Raw genomic sequence first — 19,180 nt, 5'->3', positions numbered from 1 at the left:
GAAGGGGCGTTCATCTGGGAGAGTAACGCCCCTTCGGCTACGCTCAGGGTGACAGGGGCAGGCTACGCTTAGGGTGACAGGAGCTAGTCGCCCGCTACCCAGGTCACTTACCCCTCCTACAAGTAATCCCCATTCTGCACCAGCACCCCGCCGCTCTTATCAATCTCCGGCTGTGGGATTGGCCATTTGTAGAATTTCTTTTCAAACTTGTAAGGTACGAAGCTGTCTTTTACATTGTTCAAAACCTGCTCTGCGATGTGCCACCGCTTTAAATCGTAATAGCGGAGACCTTCGAAACCCAGCTCGATGCGGCGTTCATGACGGATTTTTTCGCGCATCTGGGCTTTGGTCAAACCGGCTGGTAAGGCTGGCATTTGGGAACGCAGGCGAATGTCGTTGATGGCTTTGTAAACGGTTGCATCCGGGCCTGCTATTTCATTTTGTGCTTCGGCATACATCAGTAAAACCTCCGCCAGGCGCAGCACTACTGCATTTTGCTGGCTTAATGTCGAAAATCCGAACGGAATGTTCTCAGGCGCCAGGAATTTCATTACGCCATAACCCGACGGCCGGCTGTTGGACGGGATATGAACCCGGCCGCCGCCAAAATCGGGATGGTCAACGAAGACGGTCTTAGCCAGGCGTGAGTCCCGGTTTTTGAACGGCTCCTTTTTATCTGTCAGCGGCGACACGCCGTAAGGCAGTCCATCGGTGCATTCAAATGCATCCACAAAATTCTGTAACGGGCTCGCTACCAACCAGTCACCATAATACATATCCCAGGGACGGGTGTTGTTAGGAGCAAGGAAATTGGTCGAGTAAATGATTTCCGGGTTGTTTTTCTGACCGGCGTCACGGAATATATCTTCGAACTTTGGGCTCAGGCTGTATTTCGGAATCACTGCGCTGGTCAGCGTTTTCACCTGTGCCAATAAGGCCGGATCAGGCGTTCCGTTCTCTCCATATGCAGTAAAAATGAGCACACGCGCTTTGAATGCCTGCGCGGAAGTTACAGCAGCATGGCCACCGTTTTGCGGATAAGCATTTGCATTGAGGTTTGCGATGGCAAAGTCCAGGTCAGCGAGGATCTGCGCCAGGATTTGCGCAGCCGGCACTTTGGGCTGGTTCTGCGTTTCCAATGTAAGCGGTTCCAGAATCAGCGGCACATCGCCATACAAATGATAAAGCTGGAAATAATAAAATGCTCGCAAAAACCGCGATTCGGCCTCGTAGAGCTTCCGGTTGGTGTCGGTTATGTCGGCATTGGTGTACGCTTGTAATTGAGCCAGGAAAATATTTACGCGGGCAATGGCCTTGTAACTTTCACTATAAACTCCTGAAACATAACCACCTGTGGAAGGACTGATGCTGCCAGACGTGATTTCTTTTGCACTTCCTGAATTGTGCTGCGCAAAGCCATCGTCCGTCAGGCAGTTCCAGACGGGCAGCTCAACCGCCCAGGGATCGGCCTGCATGGAAGCGTAATTGGCCGTTAATGCTTTGTCAAAATCACCCTTTGTTTTCCAGAATGTCGATGCCGAAATCTGGTCGAGGGGATTGAGGTCCAGTGAATCGTTGCACGCACTGAACGCCAGAGTCAGCAGTACGAACAGTTTTAGTTTCTGACTTTTCATTATAATCTGATATTTAATCCGAATGAGAAAATCTTGTTTTGAGGATATTGCACAAAGCTTCCGCTGCCGCCGCGCTCAGGGTCAAGGCCCGGATATTTGGTAGCCGTCAGCAGGTTATCACCCGAGAAAAACACCCGCAGGTTGTCAATGCCTATCTTTTTCACCAATGTTTGTGGCAGTGTATAACCGAATGTGAGGTTTTTCAAACGCAGGTAGGAAGCATCCTGAAGGAAGTAGGAAGACGATCTGCGGATTCGGTCGGGTGCACCCCAGCCCCAGTAAATGCGTGGCATTGTGGTAGAAGGATTTTCAGGCGTCCAGCGATTACGCCAGTCCGTTGTAGGCGGTGACCCTTGTACAAAAGGAACCGTTCCCCAATTGTCCACAAAAAATTTAACATTGTTAACCCCCTGAAACAGAACGGACAAATCAAAGCCCTTAAAGTTGACTGATCCGTTGAATGAATAATTTAACCCCGGATAATTACCCGTCATGACCACGCGGTCGTCGTCGTTGATCTTGCCATCACCATTTGCATCGCGGAAGCGGATATCTCCCGGCACAGTTGCATCATTGTATTGTTTGGGCGCGGCAGCAATTTCATCGGCCGACTGGAAAATGCCATCCATCTGAAGCATGTAATAAGTGTTGTATTCCTTTCCTTCTTCACGGATCCGATAGCCGTCAATTTCACGCTGTCCAAACTTCACAAGCTTGTTTTTGTAATGTTCCAGATTCACACCCAAATTGTAATTCAATCCAGAAAACACGCCACTGTTAACCTGGTGATTGTATGAAATCCCAAGTTCAACACCTGTGTTCTCCATAGTCCCGTTGTTTATCGTAGGAGCGCCAAGACCCACTACGCCAGTCACTTGCGAACTTCTCAAAATGTCCGTTGTGGTTTTTCGATACCAGTCTGCACTCAGGTTCAGGCCGCGGAAGACTGTCATGTCAAGGCCGAAGTCGGCGATGGTTGTGGTTTCCCATTTGATGGCCGCATTGGAAAGGTTGGTCTGCGCCACACCCGAAGACAGATTGGAATCATCAAAGGAATAATTTCCGGTAAAGCTCAGGATCGCCTGGTAAGGATAATTTCCAATGTTCTGGTTGCCAAGCTGGCCCCATGATCCGCGAAACTTCATGCTGTTGAGCCAGTTGAGGTTCAGATTTTTGATAAAATCCTCTTCCGTCACCCGCCAACCCGCAGAGAACGAAGGAAAAACGCCCCAGCGCGAATCGGCCGCAAGCCGCGAGGTTCCGTCATAGCGCATGTTGGCTTCCAGCAGGTAACGCTCCTTGAAATTGTAATTCAGTCTTCCGAAAAACGACCGGATCGCCCATTGATTTTGCGAACCATTGGCATACTGGATAGACGGACTACCTGCATTGATCTCGCGCAAAACATCCGTCGGGAAGTTTCTTCTGATCCCTTCAAGATCCTGGAAAGTATTCTTCTCAGTACTGTAACCTACCTGCGCTTTGAATGCATGATTTTGCCCAAAGGTGTGGTCGTAATCGAGGTAAGAGAACAAATTGGTATAAACATTCTGCTCATCCTTCACTTCCAGTCCGCCGCCGAGATCCAATGTGGCCATGAATTCGTTTGTACGGAAATTATAGAGCTGCAAGGGCGGTTTGAAAGATTTCGTTTTATAAAAATCCGCATTAACTGCGCCCTTCGCGTACCACGTTAGGCCTTTTAACAAATTCACCTCAAACCAGCCCTGCGTATTGGCCGAGTAATCCAGTTTGTCCCGGTTAATGTGCCCGTCGAGGAGCGCAATCGGGTTTTTGTTATTGTATTCCAAATCATAAGCCTTGTAAGTAAAGCGCCCGCTGCCGTCCGCCAGTTTTGGTCCGTAAGTAGGAGCCTGTGACATGGCCGACAAAAACATATCTTCCGAGCCGAAAACGGGCGATTGCGTGTTGCCGGATTTCAGGGCGATGTTCGCACCAAATTTGATCTTCTTGTTGATCTGCGAGGCAATGTTCAGGCGCGCATTGTATTTTTCAAAATCAAATCCTTTCATCACGCCTTTTTGGTTTACATAACCGATAGAAGCATTGAAATGCGTTCCGCCGCGCCCGCCGTCGAAGGTCAGGTTGTGCATGTGCGTGGGGGCGGTTTGAAAAATGAGGCCCAGCCAGTCTGTGTTAGGATACAGGTTGCGGTCCGTTGCATTGCGGTAATCGTCGATCTGCTGCTGAGAGTACAATCCCGAGGTTAGCCCGGAATTCACGCGTGCTTCATTATACAACTCCATATATTCCGCTGAGTTTGTAATCAGGTCAAACAGCTTGGTAGGCTTGTTAATGCTGTAATTTCCGCTGTACTGCACGCTCAGTTTGCCTTCACTTCCTTTTTTGGTTGTGACCAGGATCACCCCGTTTGCGGCGCGCGCACCGTAAATGGACGCCGATGCAGCATCTTTCAGAACCGACACACTTTCAATGTTATTGGGATTGAGGTCGGACATATTGCCTTGTACACCGTCGATAAGCACAAGCGGTTCCGAACCGGCAGCGCTGAAAGTTCCCGAGCCCCGGATACGCACCGAAACGCCTTCATTACCAGGTTCTCCCCTGCCCTGCGTCACCTGCACTCCGGGCATTGTGCCTTGCAGCATGGCGGTTGGATTGGTCACGGGCCGTTTGATCATTTCATCGCCGCTCACTGTTGCCACTGCGCCCGTGAGGTTCACTTTCTTCTGTGTTCCGTATCCGACCACAACCACTTCACTGAGCTGTTTCAGATCTTCTTTCATCACCACATCGATGACATTGCGGCTTCCAACCGGCTGCTCCACAGCTTCATAACCTATAAAGGAAAACACAAGCACGGCATTTTGATCCGCAACATTTATCACATACTTGCCATTCAGATCGGTTACCGTGCCCGAGGTTGTCCCTTTTACGGTAATGGATACGCCCGGCAAGCCTGTGTTATCGCCTGCGGAAGTGACTGTTCCGGTAATGTCAACGGTCTGGGCCGATGCTGAAAAAACACTGACGGCACATAGCAAAAACGCCAGAAGCAGCCCAGGAAGCTGCCATCGGTTTGAAGTAGATTTTTCCATATTCTTTCATTAATTTATACTATTTGATGGGGTAAAATTAGACAGGCAAAAATCACATTGAAATGGATTAACCTGATAAAAACATGGATAATACGATTATTAGATTACGCTTTTAATGCTTGAATTTTATCCATAAAGAGGCTTGAAACACATTCGGCTAAAATGTGAACAGCAACAATTATCAAAATCCAATTATTTTAAAATGCAGCTGTTTACCTGAAAAACCAGAAGAGAAAGCACATGATCCCGGCAAGCAGGACGGATAGCACTTTGTAATTGCCCAGGCCTGGCCCGCCGGGTGTCTGGAGCGATTCGAGGGGCGATTTCCAGAAAAGTTGCAGGCTTGCCGCCGTGTGGCGGACCGGGAAGAAAACAGAGAAGACAACCTGGACTAAAACGCAAAAACAAAACAGGTAAAACGCCATCATCATAAACGGCACTTGTCCGACCAGCGTTTCGGGATATAATTTATTGACAGTAAAAACAATGACACCAACCGCAGATCCGATCCACAAGGTAAATTTCGCAGATTCCGCAGAAGCCTTTTTCCAGAAGATCCCTAATAAAAACACGCAAGTGATCGGCGGTGCAATGTGTGCGATGATGTCGTTGAGGCCATTGAATATACTTTCATAACTGTTCAGCAGCGGCAATGTGGCCAGCGAGACGACCAGTGCAATGCCCGCAGCGATTTTGCCAACGCGGATCAGTTGCTGGTCCGACGCTTCCGGTTTGCGCCGTTGGTATAAATCATAGCTTACCAATGAAGATATGGAATTAAGCGCACCGGAAATCTGGCTCATCAGCCCCGAAAGTAATGCAGCGACCAATATTCCAACCAGTCCTTTGGGCAAAAGCTGGGTGATCATTAGTGTGTAAATTCCTTTGCTATTAACTACCGTTTTGCCATCTGAAACAGTTTGCAAAGCTGAAATATCCAGCCCGCCCGACTGCGATAATGTATAGGCGAAAAGTCCGGGGAGCACGAAAATGAAAACGGGCAGGATTTTGATAAAACCACAAAACAGCGGCCCTATGCGCGCCTGGTTCTCATCTTTTGCACCCAATACCCGCTGGACAATTGTCTGGTCGGCACACCAATACCAGATCCCGAGCACGGGATAACCTAGGAACACGGCATACCACGGCATTCCGCTGCTATCGCCGTGGGGACGCATCATGGAGAGCTTTTCAAGCTGGCCGGTCGTTTTGAGAACGTCCATCATCGGCTCCCAACCGCCCATTTTATTATATGCCGCAATGCTGATGATCACCGCGCCGAAAAGCAGCACAATCGTCTGGATCGACTCGGTGATGACAACGGCGGTTAACCCTCCTACAATGGTGTAAATGGCCGTAATGATGGAAATGACGATAATGCTCGTGTACATATCCACGCCAAACAGTGTCTGCAAAACAATGCCGCCGGCCAGTAAGGAAAACGAAATGTGGACTATTACTGCCGACACCACCGAGATCACAGCCAGCCAGTCGCGGCTTGCGCGGTCGTAGCGTTTCTCCAAAAAATCGGGCAAGGTGGAAACGCCGGACCGGATGTAGAACGGAGCGAAAAAGAGTGCGAGCAGGATCAGGATGAAAGCGGCCATCCACTCGAAATTCCCGTTGAGAAGCCCGGTGTCGAAACCGCTTTGCGCGAGGCTTACCAGGTGAACGCAGGAAATGTTGGTAGCAAACAATGCAAGGCCGATCGTGGGCCAGCGCAATGTTTTGCCTGCCAGGAAATACGCCCCGGCTTCACCAGAGCCGTTTTTCGATTTGTTATGTTTTAATCCAGCCCACAGACCAATGACAAATATCGCCGTAATGTACAGCGCGCTGATTGTGATATCGAGGGAGTGGATCATCGGAAATAAATGGACTAGTGACGCAAAGCGATCAGGTCGCAGCTGCTGCCCGGTTCCTGCGGTGTTTCATAAACTCCGTTTTGGATGCGGGCGGGATGCACAAAGTGTTTTTGCAAATGCGGAATATGCTCCAAAAATAATGCTTCATGTCCCATTGCAATGTGATTATACAACACCAAATGCTGGTGCAGCTGCCCCATATCACCCACATGCGGCACGACAGGAATGCCAAATTTTTTACACAACAAACTGATCGTCAGGAACTCGCTGACACCGCCGACGCGCACGGCATCCACCTGGACAAATGCGGCTGCTTGCGCTTGCAGATAGTTTTTAAAAATCACCTTATTAGGAACGTGCTCGCCCAGAGCAAGCTTCACAGGCGCAATTTCCTTCGCCAGCGTCCGGTGCGCCAGAATGTCGTCAGGGTGCGTGGGTTCCTCGATCCAGTAAGGGTTCATTGTTGCCAGGTCCTTGCAAATCGCGATCGCGTCGGGCAGGTTCCATTGCTGGTTGGCGTCCAGCATTACTTTCACATGATCTCCGGCAACTTCACGTACAATGTGGGCGCGCCGGATGTCGCGCGCGGGATCGGCGGATCCTACTTTCAGCTTCATGGCTGTGAAACCATCGGCTAAGGCCTTTTTGCAGTTTTCACGCACCTTTTCATCGGAATAGTTGAACCAGCCAATCGAAGTGTCGTAACCGGGATATCCTGTTTTCAGAATGCTTTCCCGGTCTGCTTTACTTGCCTGCTCCATTGTTAAAAGGCTGATTGCCTGCTCCCTGGTGAGCTCGTCTTCCAGATACGAAAAGTCCAGCGTGTTTACGATGGCTTCGGGCGAAAGACTGGTGAGCAGTTTCCATAGCGGCACACCGCGTCTTTTTGCCCAAAGATCGTAACAAGCATTGGTAACAGAAGCCAGCGCCAGGTGCACGACGCCTTTATGTGGCCCAAGCCATCGAAACTGCTGATCATCAGACAATTGCCTGAATAAAACGCCGAAACCGGCCATTATTTCTTCAATGCCCTTCCCAACCAGCTTCTGGGCATAATACTGCGCGGCCTGGCAAACAAGCTGGTTGCCTTCACCTAATGTGAATGCAAAGCCAGTCCCTGTAACGCCGCTGTCGTCGACAAGCTCGGTAACGGCATAGGAATAAATAGGATCGCGGTGAATGGCGTCGCTTCCTGCGCTGCCGTCGAGCGGGTAACGGGCGTCTTTTACTGCTATTTTATAGATCATGAAAATGGTTCTGTTTGCTGGAAAGCTTCTTATAACCCAGTTCGGCACCGCCGCTTACGGGCAGAATGCAACCTGTGATAAACCTGGCCATATCTGAGATCAGGAACAGGCAGGCGTCTGCAATCACGTCGCCCTCAGGACAATAGCCCAGCGCGTGAATGTTGTTGAGATACTCCTCTGCCAAATCAGGATCGTGCTGCTGCTGGCTCCAACTCCGCAAAAGTGGCGTGATGACACCCGCAGGCGCAACAGCATTAACGCGGATACCGAAAGGTGCATAGTCCAGCGCCATGGACTTTGTAAGCGCATTTACCGCGCCCTTTGTAGCCGTGTATGCCGCATGGATCTCCTGCCCTATCTCTCCCACGAGACTCCCCGTATTCAGGATGCTCCCACCGGATTTTTTCAGGGCTTCGATGCCATGTAATGTGGTATGATGAATGCCGCCTACATTCACCTCAAACAGCTTTTTCCACTCCTGCTCAGTTGTCTCATGCAATGCTTTGGAAGGACTCGAAATGCCTGCATTATTGTGAATAACATCTATTTTACCAAACACTGCAAGGCAGTGCGCGATGGCTTTCTGCACCTGTGCAGCATTGGCAACATCTGCCAGGAAAAACACGGTTGCAATGCTTTCCAACTGCGTTTTTGCACGGTGAATGCTTTCGGAATCGTTGCTGATGATGCATAAGCGGGCGCCTGCCTGCTGGTATGCTTTGGCACATTCAAACCCTATCCCTTCGGTTCCTCCCGTTAAAAAAACGACTTTATCGGCTAATAGCAACATAATTTATAGAATGTAAATGCATAGGATCAAAAATTTGCAGCGCATTTAGGTCGCCGTTTGATGTGCCAAAAGTAGTTGAGCATTCAGGTGTTACATATAGAGCATCCGTTTATTTTCATGGACAATGCTATGATCAAGCAGTTTTGTTATCCATCGTTAATTACAATCCAATCCCGCTTTGTTTTTAATAATGATATAAAATTGTCTATTATCGCACTTTGTCTTCATGTATAATGGAAAATACGATTACAAATCAACAGAAGTTATGAGCAGCAGTTTCAGAAGGCGGGATGGATTTGACGGGGAAAAGCTGATCAGCCTGCCACCGGGAATTCTGCGCGATGTGGTCCACAAGAACCCAGCCCTTTTTCACCTGTACATTACGCATATCGGCTATTTTCCCAAAGCCCTCTTTCATTACCGGGAGCGGCGCAAAGGCTGCGAGGATAATATCCTGATCTACTGCGTTCAGGGAAAGGGACATTATGTGATCGCCGATAAGAAATTTGAGGTCACGGCCAATCAATACATTATGCTGCCGGCGACTGATCAATATATACGTTACTGGGCCGACCACGAGGACCCGTGGACGATTTACTGGATACATTTTACCGGCAGCGCCATTGATCATTTTAACGAAACCTTACAGATCCTGCCTCAAAAAGGACCTGTTAACCTGATCTTCAATGAAAAAGTGCCCGACACCTGGCACCGGATCTATCAGAGTCTGGAAATGGGTTACAGCCTGGAAAACCTGGCCAATGCCACCATGTGCCTGCAATATTTTATGGCCATGTTCCTTTTTCCCGAAAAACACCTCGCTGCCGAGCATACCGAAAAGGCGGACATGATCACGGACACAATTACCCATATGCGCCTGCATCTGGATAAGAAACTGTCGGTAGAAGATATGGCAAACAAGCACCAGCTCTCCTGCTCTCATTTTTCAATGCTCTTTCGTAAGGGCACAGGCATGGCGCCGGTGGATTATTTTATTCATTTGAAAATGCAGAAAGCTTGTCAGCTGATCTATGCCAATGAAGCAAAGATCAAAGAAATTGCTTTGCACCTGGGCTACGACGACCCCTTCTATTTTTCAAGGGTGTTCAAAAAAAACATGGGCCAAAGCCCCGAGCAATACAGGCTGACCGCCCGGAAAGTAGGCTGATGCGCAGCTGCGCCAGCAACCAGACCCACCCAGTTTGCGAGTTGCCAAACAAGATTTACAGCATTATAAACTCAACCCGACGATTGTTGGCCTTCCCGACAGCTGTGTCGTTGGAGTCGACAGGCTGGGCTTTTCCTTTTCCATCGGTTTCCAGTCTTGAAACATCGATACTGAAATTTTTGACGAGCGCCTCTTTAACAGCATCTGCTCGTTTTTTGGAAAGGCTCTCATTGGTGTTTTCATCGCCATCCGAATCCGTGTGGCCTATAATGCGGACACGGAGCGAGGCGTTTTCCTGTAAAACCTGCGCAATTTCTTTCAGACTGCCGTAAGATTGCGGAAGAACTTGGTCGCTATTCACAGCAAAGCGGATGCCGCGGGTGACGAATTTACCTTCACTCAGCAATTTGTTACGCGTATCAGCAGCACCGACAGCCAACTGAATATTTCCCAGGAAAAATGCGCCGCCTTTTTGGTTGAAATCAGGATTATCTGCCGCAAAAACCAATGAATTCAATGGCTCAGCAGCGTTGAGGGCTCGCGGCAGGTCCAACACCTTTGTACTGTCCAGGTAAACGCGGATGCGCTGCTTTTGCCTCCAAATAGAAACCTTAGTTGCATTTTTCGCCGTATTGAATTCGGGCACACCATACTTATGCTGATTGCCGATCAGATTCGTTGAATAGTCAAGGCTGCCTTTTTCAGAGGAATTGGGTTGAAAAATAATCTTAAAACTGGGCGCCGAGACTTGATTTGACTCGCCCCATGCAAACTTTTGATCCGTGTCGCTGGTCTGCATCAGGCTGATCATGAATTCACCGATATTGGCGACGTCCTTGTTTGCGATCAGGTCCAATTGCAGCGTGAAGTTATCGGGCAAATTGCTGGTGAGGTTTTCAGGATAAAAAACCCCGTCCTGGTTCAGTCGAAGCCATTTGCCCTCACGGCCTGCAATGTTGACCAGGTCCGCGCCCGACCGTGTATTCCAGTTCGCAGGAAAGTCCCCTACTGCATCCTGGGTAAAATCTTCATACATAATGATCTTATCGCCGGGCACAAAATCAAAGCGGGAATAGGCTGTGATATCCTGACTTGCTTGTTCGGCAGCGGCAGCAGGCCGGGACGCATCTGCTTTCACAGCCGGTGATGCCGCGTCCGCTGGCTGGCTGGCACTGAGGCAGGTGAAGCTGCAGTGTCCGGAGCAGTGGTATTATCCTTATTTTTCTTTTTTTGCAAAGCCTTATCAATCGACTGGTCAATCTGGTCGACAGCCTTTTGCTCCACTCTGTTTTTGATACGGTCTAAAAGTTGAGCAGGGCAAGTCAGGCAAGAAAAGCAAAGCAGAACGATGATAAGAATTTGTTTCATTTGATAATCAAAAAGGATAAGCATTACAGAGTAGCATCAAAGTTACATCATGCACTTGAAAGGACACATGATGGAGTGAGGCATTTTAAGCGTAGGGAGAGAAAAAAGCGGGTGGGTTTTCAGGTGTTTGCTCCGCTACGGCCGATCCGCCAATTGTACTTGCGGTGGTGACTTCTTCTTTTTCTTTTTGTTCCACCAGATGTAAAAGCCGGTGACGGGCAATGTGGAGCAGGCCAGGGCGGCGAGGAATGAGAGGATTTTACCAAATAAACCCATATATGCGCCGGTGTGCAAGTCGAAATTTAGCTGATAGGCCTTGTCGCCGTTATTCAGATCCTGAAAGGAGGTGTTGGAAAGCATTCTGCCCGAATAACGGTCATATACGATCAGCAGGCGGTCGAAGCGATTCCAGTCTTTTTTATAGACCAGTGTATTAATCGTGGAAGTGGCTTTGGCAGGTAATAATACCAGATAAGCATATGCATCCGGGTAGCCAGCGGCGGTCACTGTGAATGCCTTATCCAACCCGGAAACGGCTTGCGGCTGCAATGTATCTGAAACCAGAAGGGCGGGTTTTTCTATATTTTTTCCGCCATTCGCTACAAAACGCACAGAATCCTGCATCCAGTCAAATGCCCAGACGAGGCCTGTCAGGGACGTTAGTAACAGAATAATGAATGCATAAAGTCCAAGGATCTGGTGCAGGTCGTAATTTAGTCTTTTCCATTTTGCGCTCCATTTAACAGTGAAATGGTTCTTGATGCTTTTGACTGTCCATTTCTTGGGAAACCAGAGAATAAAGCCGGAAATCAATATAATTACAAAGCTCAACACCGAATATCCGACCACGTAATGCCCTACTTTTTCACCAAATAGCATTCGCATGTGCAATGCCAGTACGAGCTGAAAAAATTCGTTTCTTGAGTCTTCCACATAAATGACTTTCCCTGAATAAGGATTGATATATACCCGGTAATAATATTCAAAATAGTCCCAGTGCGTCAATCCTTCGGGGTTATTCTTTTGTGAACGGAATGTTACCGACCGGTCGGGCGCGTTGGCCATTTCGATCCGCGTGATGATTTTGTCCTTCCCGAGCGTATTTTGGGCAATGCTCAGCAGTTGGGTCAAAGGGAGCTTTTCTTTATTTTCCGGGGTAACAAAAAGACGCTCACGGTAAACGATGGGTTTGAGCTCGTCGGCAAAAACATAGAGGCAGCCGCTGACAGCAATCAAAAACACAAAAAGCCCGGACACAAGTCCGAGCCAAAGGTGTAAAAAGCTGACCACTTTCTTAAATTTCATATTCGCTAAAACCGGTATCCTACTGTAAGGTTAAATCTGCGTCCGTTTCCTCGCCGGTAGTCAATGGCTGTCCCGTAAAACTGGGCGATAGCCGGGTAATAAACAGTATTAAGCAAGTTTTCAATACCCAAATCAGCTTTCAGGCTTTCCGTAATTTTATATCCCAAAGACAAATTAAATGTATTATAAGACTCGATAGGCCCCTCGCCTATTGGATAAACGCCTTTTTCGTTGGGAGCAAAGCGGTCCCTCTTACCTACATACAACCAGTTCAGATCTGCATTGAAACGGGCTTTGTTGTACCTGGCGTAAGTCGCAATTTTCACGGGTGTAATGCGGTTCGAGTTCAGATATTTATCAGTCGGGCCGTTGAAATTGCCGTCACCGTCCTTATCCCCTTTGCCCTCCACGAAGGCGTAGTTGCCTCCCAGAACAAAGTTGTTGGTCACCTGATAATCCACCTGGAATTCGTAACCCCAAACACGCTCTGGCAACCGCTCCGCTACGTATTTACCATCTACCAGCAGTAAATTGGAACCCAGTTTCGATGTGCTGTAATAATAGGCAGCCGACACATTCAATGGCCCCAATGCACTGCTGAAACCGACTTCATAATTGTTTACAATGATCGGCTCGGTTTGCAAACCAGCCACCGTATTTTCGTTCGCAGCCCTTAATATTCTGCCCAGATCAAAAATCGAGAACGATTGTGAATAGCTGACGAATGGGTTGAAGCGCTTATACTTTGAATACCGAAGCCCTGCATTGAATACAAACGCATTATAATCCAGCTTTCCACCTGTTACATTAATGCTTCCGGCACCATTGGGACCTGTGGCCAGCGTGGCGTAATCGGCAATGTCCATTTTGATATTTTCAGCACGCAAGCCCGTTTTCAGGTTCAGGTAATCAAACCATTGCGTCGTGAGCTGGGCGTAGGGTGCCAGGTTGTTCATATTAATGCGCGGCACCCAGGAGCGGCCGTCAACCAGATTTTGCTCAGTTTTATCATTCAATATATCCACACCATAAGTGACGTCTCCCGACAGTTTGGACGAAACGGTGAAAGGCGTGTTCAGGTTAAGCCTGAAACCTTTTTTCGTGGAAATGATGGCAGATTGTCCGCTGCCAAAAAATGATTCTGAATTGGAATAAACCGTCCAGAAATCCTGCAAATACACATTGGCAGTCAGAGAAGTCCGGCCAATAATATTTTTGTTAGTATACTGAATATTGGCATTGTGGTTGTAGCGGGTTCCCTCGTCAATTCCTTTCCGCGTTCCCCATACGCCGATCGCGGGAGACTCTCTGTAAACACCGGCTTTGGCAACATAAGCCGAATGCTGATTGGAGCTGTAATAATTGTACATCGCCTCAATGCGCTGGGAAGCATTAAAATTGTAACCAACCTTCGCAAATGCATTGTATATTTTGGTTTCGCCGAGTCCATAATCAGGAGATATCACTAACCCTTTCGGATCCCGGTAAACGCCGGTTTTTTCGTACATTCCGCTTACGACGTAATCGAACTTGGCCACCCGTCCGTACAATTGCTGTGAAGCGCGGAATCCCAGCGTGCTGTCTCCGCGGGTGTTTCCGGTAAGGCTCAACTGGCTGTATCCGCCAATTTTCCGGTCTGTTTTTGGGGTTTTCGTAATGTAGTTCATCAGCCCGCCATCAGCACCGTTTCCGTAAATTGCCGTGGCGCCTTTAATCACTTCTACCCGCTCAATCACCGAAGGGTCAATGGAGCGGATATCCCTTCCTCCGGCCCTGAGAGGAGTTGATTGCGGTATGCCATCGATAAGCACCAGCAGGTTACGACCGCGCAATGTTTGTCCCGAGTTACCAGTCTGATTGGTAGAAGCTCCTAAACCCGGAACCGAAAATGCCAGAATGTTGGCAATGTTGGGGCTTATGGTAGAAAGTGCTCCGATCTCCTTTGCGTTCACAACCGTTACAGATGACGGCGTTTCTGCCAGCGACTCCACCCTGCGTCCTGCGGATACAATGACTTCATCAAGCAGGGAAGAACTTTCTTTTAGCTCAAAATCGAGGCTTTGGTCCGAGCCCGGATCAAGTGTAATATCTTTATCCTGAATCGTATATCCGATAAAAGAGGCTCTGATCGAAACGTTTCCTTTGGGCAAATTTCCAAGCCGGTAACTTCCGTCACCATTTGCAGTGGTGCCTTTGTTAGTCCCTTTCACAACGACAGAAGCGAACGGGATAGGCTGGTTATTATTATCCATCACGGTCCCCCGGATCACTCCCGAATCAGATTGGGCATAAGCGAGCTGGAAGGAACAAACAGAGGCGAAAAAGAATAGTATGGAGTGTAATCTTACTTTCATCAAGCGAACGTTTAATTTCCGCAAAAGTAAAATTATTTATACTAATTAAAAATAAAACTGGCGTTTGTCTTTGAATCACTGAATGGTGAGGAAGTTATCAGGAACTTAAAAAAGCGGCTGATAGCCGCTTTTTTAACTCATAATGAAAGATATAGCCAACTTATTTCAATGCATAGCTATGATAACCGCCATCCACGTTGATTTCCGTTCCGGTAATGAAACTTGCTGCATCAGATGCCAGAAAAAGCACTGTGCGGGCGATCTCATCAGGCGTGCCGAGCCTTTGCAATGCGGTAGCACCAGCCAAAAAGCCCTGTGCTTCTTCCGGCACAACGCTGGTTAGCCCCGGGGTTGCAATAGGTCCAGGACTAACGATATTTACGCGTATTTTCCTCCCTGCCAGTTCATTAGCCGCGGTTTGGGCAATTTTGTTTAGCGCCCCCTTGGTGGCAGCATACACGCTGCTTCCAATGTTTGCAGCAGATGCTGCCGACGAAGATGTGAACAATACCGACGCTCCGTCCGTCAGATGGGGAAGTAATTTTTGTAATGTGAAGAAATGCCCTTTCACATTCGTGTTGAACTGTGCATCAAAATTCGCTTCGCTAACCTCTGCAATCGGCTCGAATGTTCCGATTCCCGCATTCAGGAAGAGGACATCCAGCTTGCCGCCCGTCTCCGCGAATGTTCGTTCCAAAACCGAAATGCCGTCGAGATTCGATGTATCCGCTACAACAGTGGTCAGTTTTGGGCTCTGTATTTCTGCGCTGGCTTTTTGCAGATTACCGGCACTTCTTCCCGTGATCCACACGTTTGCACCTGCGCTGATGAATGCTTTTGCTGTTGCCAGTCCGATTCCTGTTGTTCCGCCAGTGATAATGACGTTTTTACTTGTGAAGTCCATAATTAAATTTTGCTAAATTTGTAGTCTGTTTTACGAACTGCAAATTTAGATAAAAGCAGTTTCAAAAACAAACTACTTTTGATGATAATATTATGAAAAGCACAGAGAGAAGATCAAGCTGCCCCATCAATTATTCGGTGGAAATCTTTGGTGATAAATGGATGCTCTTAATCCTGAGGGACATCATGTTCAACGGCAAAAATTCTTTCCTGGAATTCCGGGCATCGGCTGAGAAAATATCTTCGGCTGTACTTACCGAAAAGTTGAACCTGCTATTGGAAGAAGGAATAGTTTCCAAAGTAACCTCACCCAAAAACGCGTCCAAATTCCTTTACCTGATCACCGACAAAGGAATCGAGCTCGTGCCGATCATGGTAGAATTCCTCGCCTGGGGATCCCGTCACAACCCCGACGGCGGCCCAAAACCATTACTCGACCGGATCAAGCAAAGTAAAAAGCAAGCCATCGCAGAGCTGCAAGAAAAATTAAGAAGCGAGCGGCGATTGTATGAGTTGGATTAGAGGGGCTTGGGGAAAGTGTTCGTTGATGCTGAAAAAGGTGTTGTAATATCGACGAAGCAACAAAAAAGGACTGTCACCAACAGTTCCCGCATTCCTAGGCGCTCTTACCCATTTTTTCAAGCCCTTCCCAAAGTACTTTCATGTCAAAAAGAGCAGACTTTTAGTCTTATCAAACGGAACATCCGAATGATAAAGCGCCAGGTCGTGGATCATTTTGAGAGGGTTTCGCTTGCATAGAATTCCCAAAGATTTCGCGGAGACAAACCCATATCCGGAAACTCGTTTTTTGGTTCCCCTAACCCATTCAGGTTTGGTTTGGGATCCAGCCAATTTAGGTTTTTATTTTGATAGTCAATTTTGGGTGTCGGGAATATTCTTTGCAGTAAATAGCTCATTTTGCTTCTTTAACCGCAGGACTTCCGATTCCAGTTCCTTTATACGTTCCTGCATCGGCGCTACCATCTGATTAATTTCTTCCATAGCATAACGGGGAGTAATATACTTTGGACAGTTCCAATCAAAGGCTATGATATGCAGCAGCACAATCCGCTCGGCAATGTTTTCATAGCCTTCCGAAATGACCAGGTCGGCCAGATCGGGGCGGTCGTTAATATCTACAATTTCGACTTCGGCATATACCTTCAATCGCGCCCGCCGCGCGTAATCCATTAATATCAGGGAAACTTTGGGATTAGTGGCAGCATTGCCTACTGTAATGAACTGCCTGTTGCCACGTAAGTCGGCATACGCAAGTGTTTGCGGATCGATTGTTTGAAGAAATCCTTTCGTGCCTCCACGGTGCTGGATGTAAGGAAACCCATTTTCGCCAATGCTCGCTATGTAGAAACTGTCCCTTTCATGAATAAAGTTGCTCTCGCTGTCGGAAAGCCGGGTCCCTGTCGCCTTTTGTTCCATGTGCGCATAAGCCTGACGGCTTCCGTAGCGTTCCTGCAGTGCCTTCACTTCCGGAGTGAAAGCCACTGATGCATAGTTCCTTGCCATATCTGATGTGTTTTTAATGTAACCCCAATCCTACCATAGTCAGTTAACGGATTTATCCTCAGAGGGATGCTGAATATCCTTGTTTTCTGTTTTTATATTTCCCACAGAAACATCCTTTTTAGCGCCGCTTTTTGGTGGGTTCAAATTTTCTTCATTCCACATCGTATCGCCACATTCTTCATTCACGAACGGGGTATATTCAATGACATCTGTTGTTTCCATTGTAGTAAAAGTTTAAAGTAATTTTATTTCAAAACTGCTGACAATATTACCGATGGAAGGGTTATCAAATGGCAGTCTAACTTGTCGACCCTAACGCTATCTGATAAAATCTCTTCGAATGTCATTAAGTGCTTCCTGGAAATACGCTGGTTGCTGTAAAGTCTGAGCTACAATGAGCGAACCCTGAATTTTAATGAGGGCAGACTTGCCTAGCTTTTCGGCAGCATTGGAGTCATGGCCCAGGTCTGACGCAAGGTGCGCAAATGCATCTATCCACTGCTGCATCATACCAGCCACCCGATCCTTAAAAATATCCACGGCGGTTCCCTGTGACATTGCCCGGAGAATGCACGCCGACTGACCACCATCATAAAGTCGTGAAATAGCATCCAGCACAGCATTCAGGCGTTCTGTGGCTGGTTCGGATGCGTGCAGGACGCTGAATATATGTTCATCCGTCCACTCGGACCCATAGTCAAGCACAGCATTCGCCATACCCACCTTGCCGTCCGGAAACCGATGGTATAAGCTTGCTTTTTTCAGCCCCGTTGCAGAAGCCAACTCGGTCAAACTCGCCCCATCATAGCCTATGGACCGGAATACTTGCATCAGCTTTTCAACAACAATATCAGCCTTAACTTTTGAATGTGCCATTGCCTACTCTTTATTATACCGAACGATCGGTAAAGAAAATAAGTTTCAATGTTGGAGAATTTTCCTGCGTGGCTTAACCTCTCTAACGCTGCTGATTAGCCATGCGATGGAAACCTCTCACGCCTTGAAAATAAAATAGACCGCTCCCACCAGTAATGCGAAGCCGATCAGGTGGTTGTAGGTGAATTGCGTATTTTTAAAAAACGTTACCGAGAATATCATAAAAACAATCAGGGTAATCACCTCCTGGATAATTTTCAGCTGCACCAATGTAAACGGGCCTCCGGTTTCGGAAGAGCCTATGCGATTCGCCGGAACCTGAAAGCAATATTCAAAAAATGCAAGGCCCCAGCTCAGAAGTATGATCGTCCACAATGGTGTGGAGCTATGACCACCGTCCTTATTGAAGAATTTGAGGTGCCCATACCAGGCCAGTGTCATGAAGACATTAGAAAGAACCAAAAGTCCGATTGTTGAAATGTATTTGCTCATTTGTAAAGTGGAAAAGACCAGCAGCGTCCTTGCTGCCGGTTTTGTTAACAAATTATTGAACCAGATATTGTTGATTCGGTAATGCTTATCGTTCTCATAACAAAATACAATCAAGGCACATTGTAAACTGCGCCCTATGCTACAAATTTGCAATGTTCGCCTTACCATATCAATAACGGATAAAAATGCAATTAACAATTCAGGGCAGCTCGATTCAGGGGATTGCGTCCTTTTATACGGAGATCAACCGGCTTTTTATGGCTGACGAAGAATGGCAAATTGCAGAAAGCCTGGATGCCCTGGATGATCTTCTATACGGAGGATTTGGAGCTGCCAAGGGCGCCACAGCATTAGAGCTCATCTGGCTGGATATGGAAATTAGTCGGCTTTCGTTGGGCTATGAAGAAACCAGGCGGTATTACCTGGAAAAACTACGCCCCGGCTCACCTTTCAACAAAGCGCTGTTTTCAGAAAAATTAAAAGCGCTGGAAACCTCGGAAGGAAAGACATATTTTGATCTGGTCATGGATGTGTTTGCGAGCCATCCGGCGGTCATTGTTGTACCGGGCTGATT

17 protein-coding genes are annotated in these 19,180 nt (G+C 47.8%); 3 read left to right on the top strand and 14 right to left on the bottom strand.

Annotation, left to right across the window (positions count from 1 at the left end):
• Positions 1 to 116 precede the first annotated feature (116 nt).
• From L0660_RS13320 to L0660_RS13300, 5 genes are all read right to left on the bottom strand, one after another.
• Positions 117 to 1,634, bottom strand: coding sequence for a RagB/SusD family nutrient uptake outer membrane protein (locus L0660_RS13320; RefSeq protein ID WP_235159911.1), 1,518 nt, complete (start codon positions 1,632 to 1,634; stop codon positions 117 to 119).
• Complete coding sequence (locus L0660_RS13315) at positions 1,634 to 4,714, bottom strand: TonB-dependent receptor (protein WP_235159910.1); 3,081 nt, start codon at positions 4,712 to 4,714, stop codon at positions 1,634 to 1,636. The genes L0660_RS13320 and L0660_RS13315 overlap by 1 nt, the downstream gene beginning before the upstream one ends.
• Positions 4,715 to 4,926: 212 nt before the next feature.
• The gene (locus L0660_RS13310; protein WP_235159909.1) at positions 4,927 to 6,579 is read right to left on the bottom strand and encodes a sodium:solute symporter; all 1,653 of its coding nucleotides are present in this window, start codon (positions 6,577 to 6,579) and stop codon (positions 4,927 to 4,929) included.
• Positions 6,580 to 6,593: 14 nt separating this feature from the next.
• Positions 6,594 to 7,826 carry an enolase C-terminal domain-like protein gene (locus tag L0660_RS13305; RefSeq protein ID WP_235159908.1) on the bottom strand — a complete coding sequence of 411 codons (1,233 nt, stop codon included), beginning with the start codon at positions 7,824 to 7,826 and terminating at the stop codon, positions 6,594 to 6,596.
• A complete protein-coding gene (locus tag L0660_RS13300) occupies positions 7,816 to 8,616 on the bottom strand; it encodes an SDR family NAD(P)-dependent oxidoreductase (protein WP_235159907.1) in 801 nt (266 codons plus the stop codon). The genes L0660_RS13305 and L0660_RS13300 overlap by 11 nt, the downstream gene beginning before the upstream one ends.
• Before the next feature lie 265 nt (positions 8,617 to 8,881).
• Here L0660_RS13300 and L0660_RS13295 point away from each other — a divergent pair, with 265 nt between their 5' ends.
• Entirely contained in the window at positions 8,882 to 9,784 is a 903-nt protein-coding gene (locus L0660_RS13295) for an AraC family transcriptional regulator (RefSeq protein WP_233796510.1), read from the top strand.
• Positions 9,785 to 9,839: 55 nt separating this feature from the next.
• On the opposite strand, the gene L0660_RS13290 is transcribed toward L0660_RS13295, so the two are convergent.
• The 5 genes from L0660_RS13290 to L0660_RS13270 form a co-directional block, all read right to left on the bottom strand.
• Complete coding sequence (locus tag L0660_RS13290) at positions 9,840 to 10,922, bottom strand: OmpA family protein (protein ID WP_235159906.1); 1,083 nt, start codon at positions 10,920 to 10,922, stop codon at positions 9,840 to 9,842.
• Positions 10,919 to 11,152 (bottom strand): hypothetical protein, encoded by a 234-nt coding sequence (locus L0660_RS13285; RefSeq protein ID WP_235159905.1) that lies wholly within the window; start codon positions 11,150 to 11,152, stop codon positions 10,919 to 10,921. Before L0660_RS13285 ends, L0660_RS13290 begins: the two co-directional genes overlap by 4 nt.
• 135 nt (positions 11,153 to 11,287) lie before the next feature.
• Positions 11,288 to 12,457: a PepSY domain-containing protein gene (locus L0660_RS13280; RefSeq protein ID WP_235159904.1), complete on the bottom strand. Its 1,170-nt coding sequence runs from the start codon at positions 12,455 to 12,457 to the stop codon at positions 11,288 to 11,290.
• Between the two features lie 5 nt (positions 12,458 to 12,462).
• Positions 12,463 to 14,811, bottom strand: coding sequence for a TonB-dependent receptor (locus tag L0660_RS13275; RefSeq protein WP_235159903.1), 2,349 nt, complete (start codon positions 14,809 to 14,811; stop codon positions 12,463 to 12,465).
• Between the two features lie 160 nt (positions 14,812 to 14,971).
• Entirely contained in the window at positions 14,972 to 15,715 is a 744-nt protein-coding gene (locus L0660_RS13270; RefSeq protein WP_235159902.1) for an SDR family oxidoreductase, read from the bottom strand.
• Between the two features lie 92 nt (positions 15,716 to 15,807).
• On the opposite strand from L0660_RS13270, the gene L0660_RS13265 reads away from it, so the two are divergent.
• Complete coding sequence (locus L0660_RS13265) at positions 15,808 to 16,236, top strand: helix-turn-helix domain-containing protein (protein WP_233796515.1); 429 nt, start codon at positions 15,808 to 15,810, stop codon at positions 16,234 to 16,236.
• 351 nt (positions 16,237 to 16,587) lie between these two features.
• Here L0660_RS13265 and L0660_RS13260 read toward each other — a convergent pair whose 3' ends face one another.
• The 4 genes from L0660_RS13260 to L0660_RS13245 all read right to left on the bottom strand — a co-directional run bounded on the left by L0660_RS13260 (position 16,588) and on the right by L0660_RS13245 (position 18,606).
• On the bottom strand, positions 16,588 to 17,238 hold the full coding sequence (locus tag L0660_RS13260; protein ID WP_235159901.1) for a pyridoxamine 5'-phosphate oxidase family protein: 651 nt from the start codon (positions 17,236 to 17,238) through the stop codon (positions 16,588 to 16,590).
• A gap of 39 nt (positions 17,239 to 17,277) precedes the next feature.
• Complete coding sequence (locus L0660_RS13255) at positions 17,278 to 17,460, bottom strand: hypothetical protein (RefSeq protein ID WP_235159900.1); 183 nt, start codon at positions 17,458 to 17,460, stop codon at positions 17,278 to 17,280.
• Between the two features lie 96 nt (positions 17,461 to 17,556).
• Positions 17,557 to 18,114, bottom strand: a complete 558-nt coding sequence (locus L0660_RS13250; protein ID WP_235159899.1) for a TetR/AcrR family transcriptional regulator — start codon at positions 18,112 to 18,114, stop codon at positions 17,557 to 17,559.
• Between the two features lie 117 nt (positions 18,115 to 18,231).
• Positions 18,232 to 18,606: a DMT family protein gene (locus L0660_RS13245; RefSeq protein WP_235159898.1), complete on the bottom strand. Its 375-nt coding sequence runs from the start codon at positions 18,604 to 18,606 to the stop codon at positions 18,232 to 18,234.
• A 185-nt stretch (positions 18,607 to 18,791) separates the two neighbouring features.
• On the opposite strand from L0660_RS13245, the gene L0660_RS13240 reads away from it, so the two are divergent.
• Positions 18,792 to 19,178, top strand: coding sequence for a ribonuclease inhibitor (locus L0660_RS13240; RefSeq protein ID WP_235159897.1), 387 nt, complete (start codon positions 18,792 to 18,794; stop codon positions 19,176 to 19,178).
• Positions 19,179 to 19,180: the final 2 nt, after the last annotated feature.

The sequence above is a fragment of the Dyadobacter sp. CY351 genome (assembly GCF_021502625.1).
GTDB classification, from domain to species: Bacteria; Bacteroidota; Bacteroidia; order Cytophagales; family Spirosomataceae; genus Dyadobacter; species Dyadobacter chenhuakuii.
This window is presented reverse-complemented; position numbering and strand designations above follow the sequence as displayed.

Bases quoted from the DNA above. Each gene is read 5' to 3' on its own strand.
- L0660_RS13320 (WP_235159911.1), bottom strand. From the start codon at position 1,634: ATGAAAAGTCAGAAACTAAAACTGTTCGTACTGCTGACTCTGGCGTTC.
- L0660_RS13315 (WP_235159910.1), bottom strand. From the start codon at position 4,714: ATGGAAAAATCTACTTCAAACCGATGGCAGCTTCCTGGGCTGCTTCTG.
- L0660_RS13310 (WP_235159909.1), bottom strand. From the start codon at position 6,579: ATGATCCACTCCCTCGATATCACAATCAGCGCGCTGTACATTACGGCG.
- L0660_RS13305 (WP_235159908.1), bottom strand. From the start codon at position 7,826: ATGATCTATAAAATAGCAGTAAAAGACGCCCGTTACCCGCTCGACGGC.
- L0660_RS13300 (WP_235159907.1), bottom strand. From the start codon at position 8,616: ATGTTGCTATTAGCCGATAAAGTCGTTTTTTTAACGGGAGGAACCGAA.
- L0660_RS13295 (WP_233796510.1), top strand. From the start codon at position 8,882: ATGAGCAGCAGTTTCAGAAGGCGGGATGGATTTGACGGGGAAAAGCTG.
- L0660_RS13285 (WP_235159905.1), bottom strand. From the start codon at position 11,152: ATGAAACAAATTCTTATCATCGTTCTGCTTTGCTTTTCTTGCCTGACT.
- L0660_RS13280 (WP_235159904.1), bottom strand. From the start codon at position 12,457: ATGAAATTTAAGAAAGTGGTCAGCTTTTTACACCTTTGGCTCGGACTT.
- L0660_RS13275 (WP_235159903.1), bottom strand. From the start codon at position 14,811: ATGAAAGTAAGATTACACTCCATACTATTCTTTTTCGCCTCTGTTTGT.
- L0660_RS13270 (WP_235159902.1), bottom strand. From the start codon at position 15,715: ATGGACTTCACAAGTAAAAACGTCATTATCACTGGCGGAACAACAGGA.
- L0660_RS13265 (WP_233796515.1), top strand. From the start codon at position 15,808: ATGAAAAGCACAGAGAGAAGATCAAGCTGCCCCATCAATTATTCGGTG.
- L0660_RS13260 (WP_235159901.1), bottom strand. From the start codon at position 17,238: ATGGCAAGGAACTATGCATCAGTGGCTTTCACTCCGGAAGTGAAGGCA.
- L0660_RS13255 (WP_235159900.1), bottom strand. From the start codon at position 17,460: ATGGAAACAACAGATGTCATTGAATATACCCCGTTCGTGAATGAAGAA.
- L0660_RS13250 (WP_235159899.1), bottom strand. From the start codon at position 18,114: ATGGCACATTCAAAAGTTAAGGCTGATATTGTTGTTGAAAAGCTGATG.
- L0660_RS13245 (WP_235159898.1), bottom strand. From the start codon at position 18,606: ATGAGCAAATACATTTCAACAATCGGACTTTTGGTTCTTTCTAATGTC.
- L0660_RS13240 (WP_235159897.1), top strand. From the start codon at position 18,792: ATGCAATTAACAATTCAGGGCAGCTCGATTCAGGGGATTGCGTCCTTT.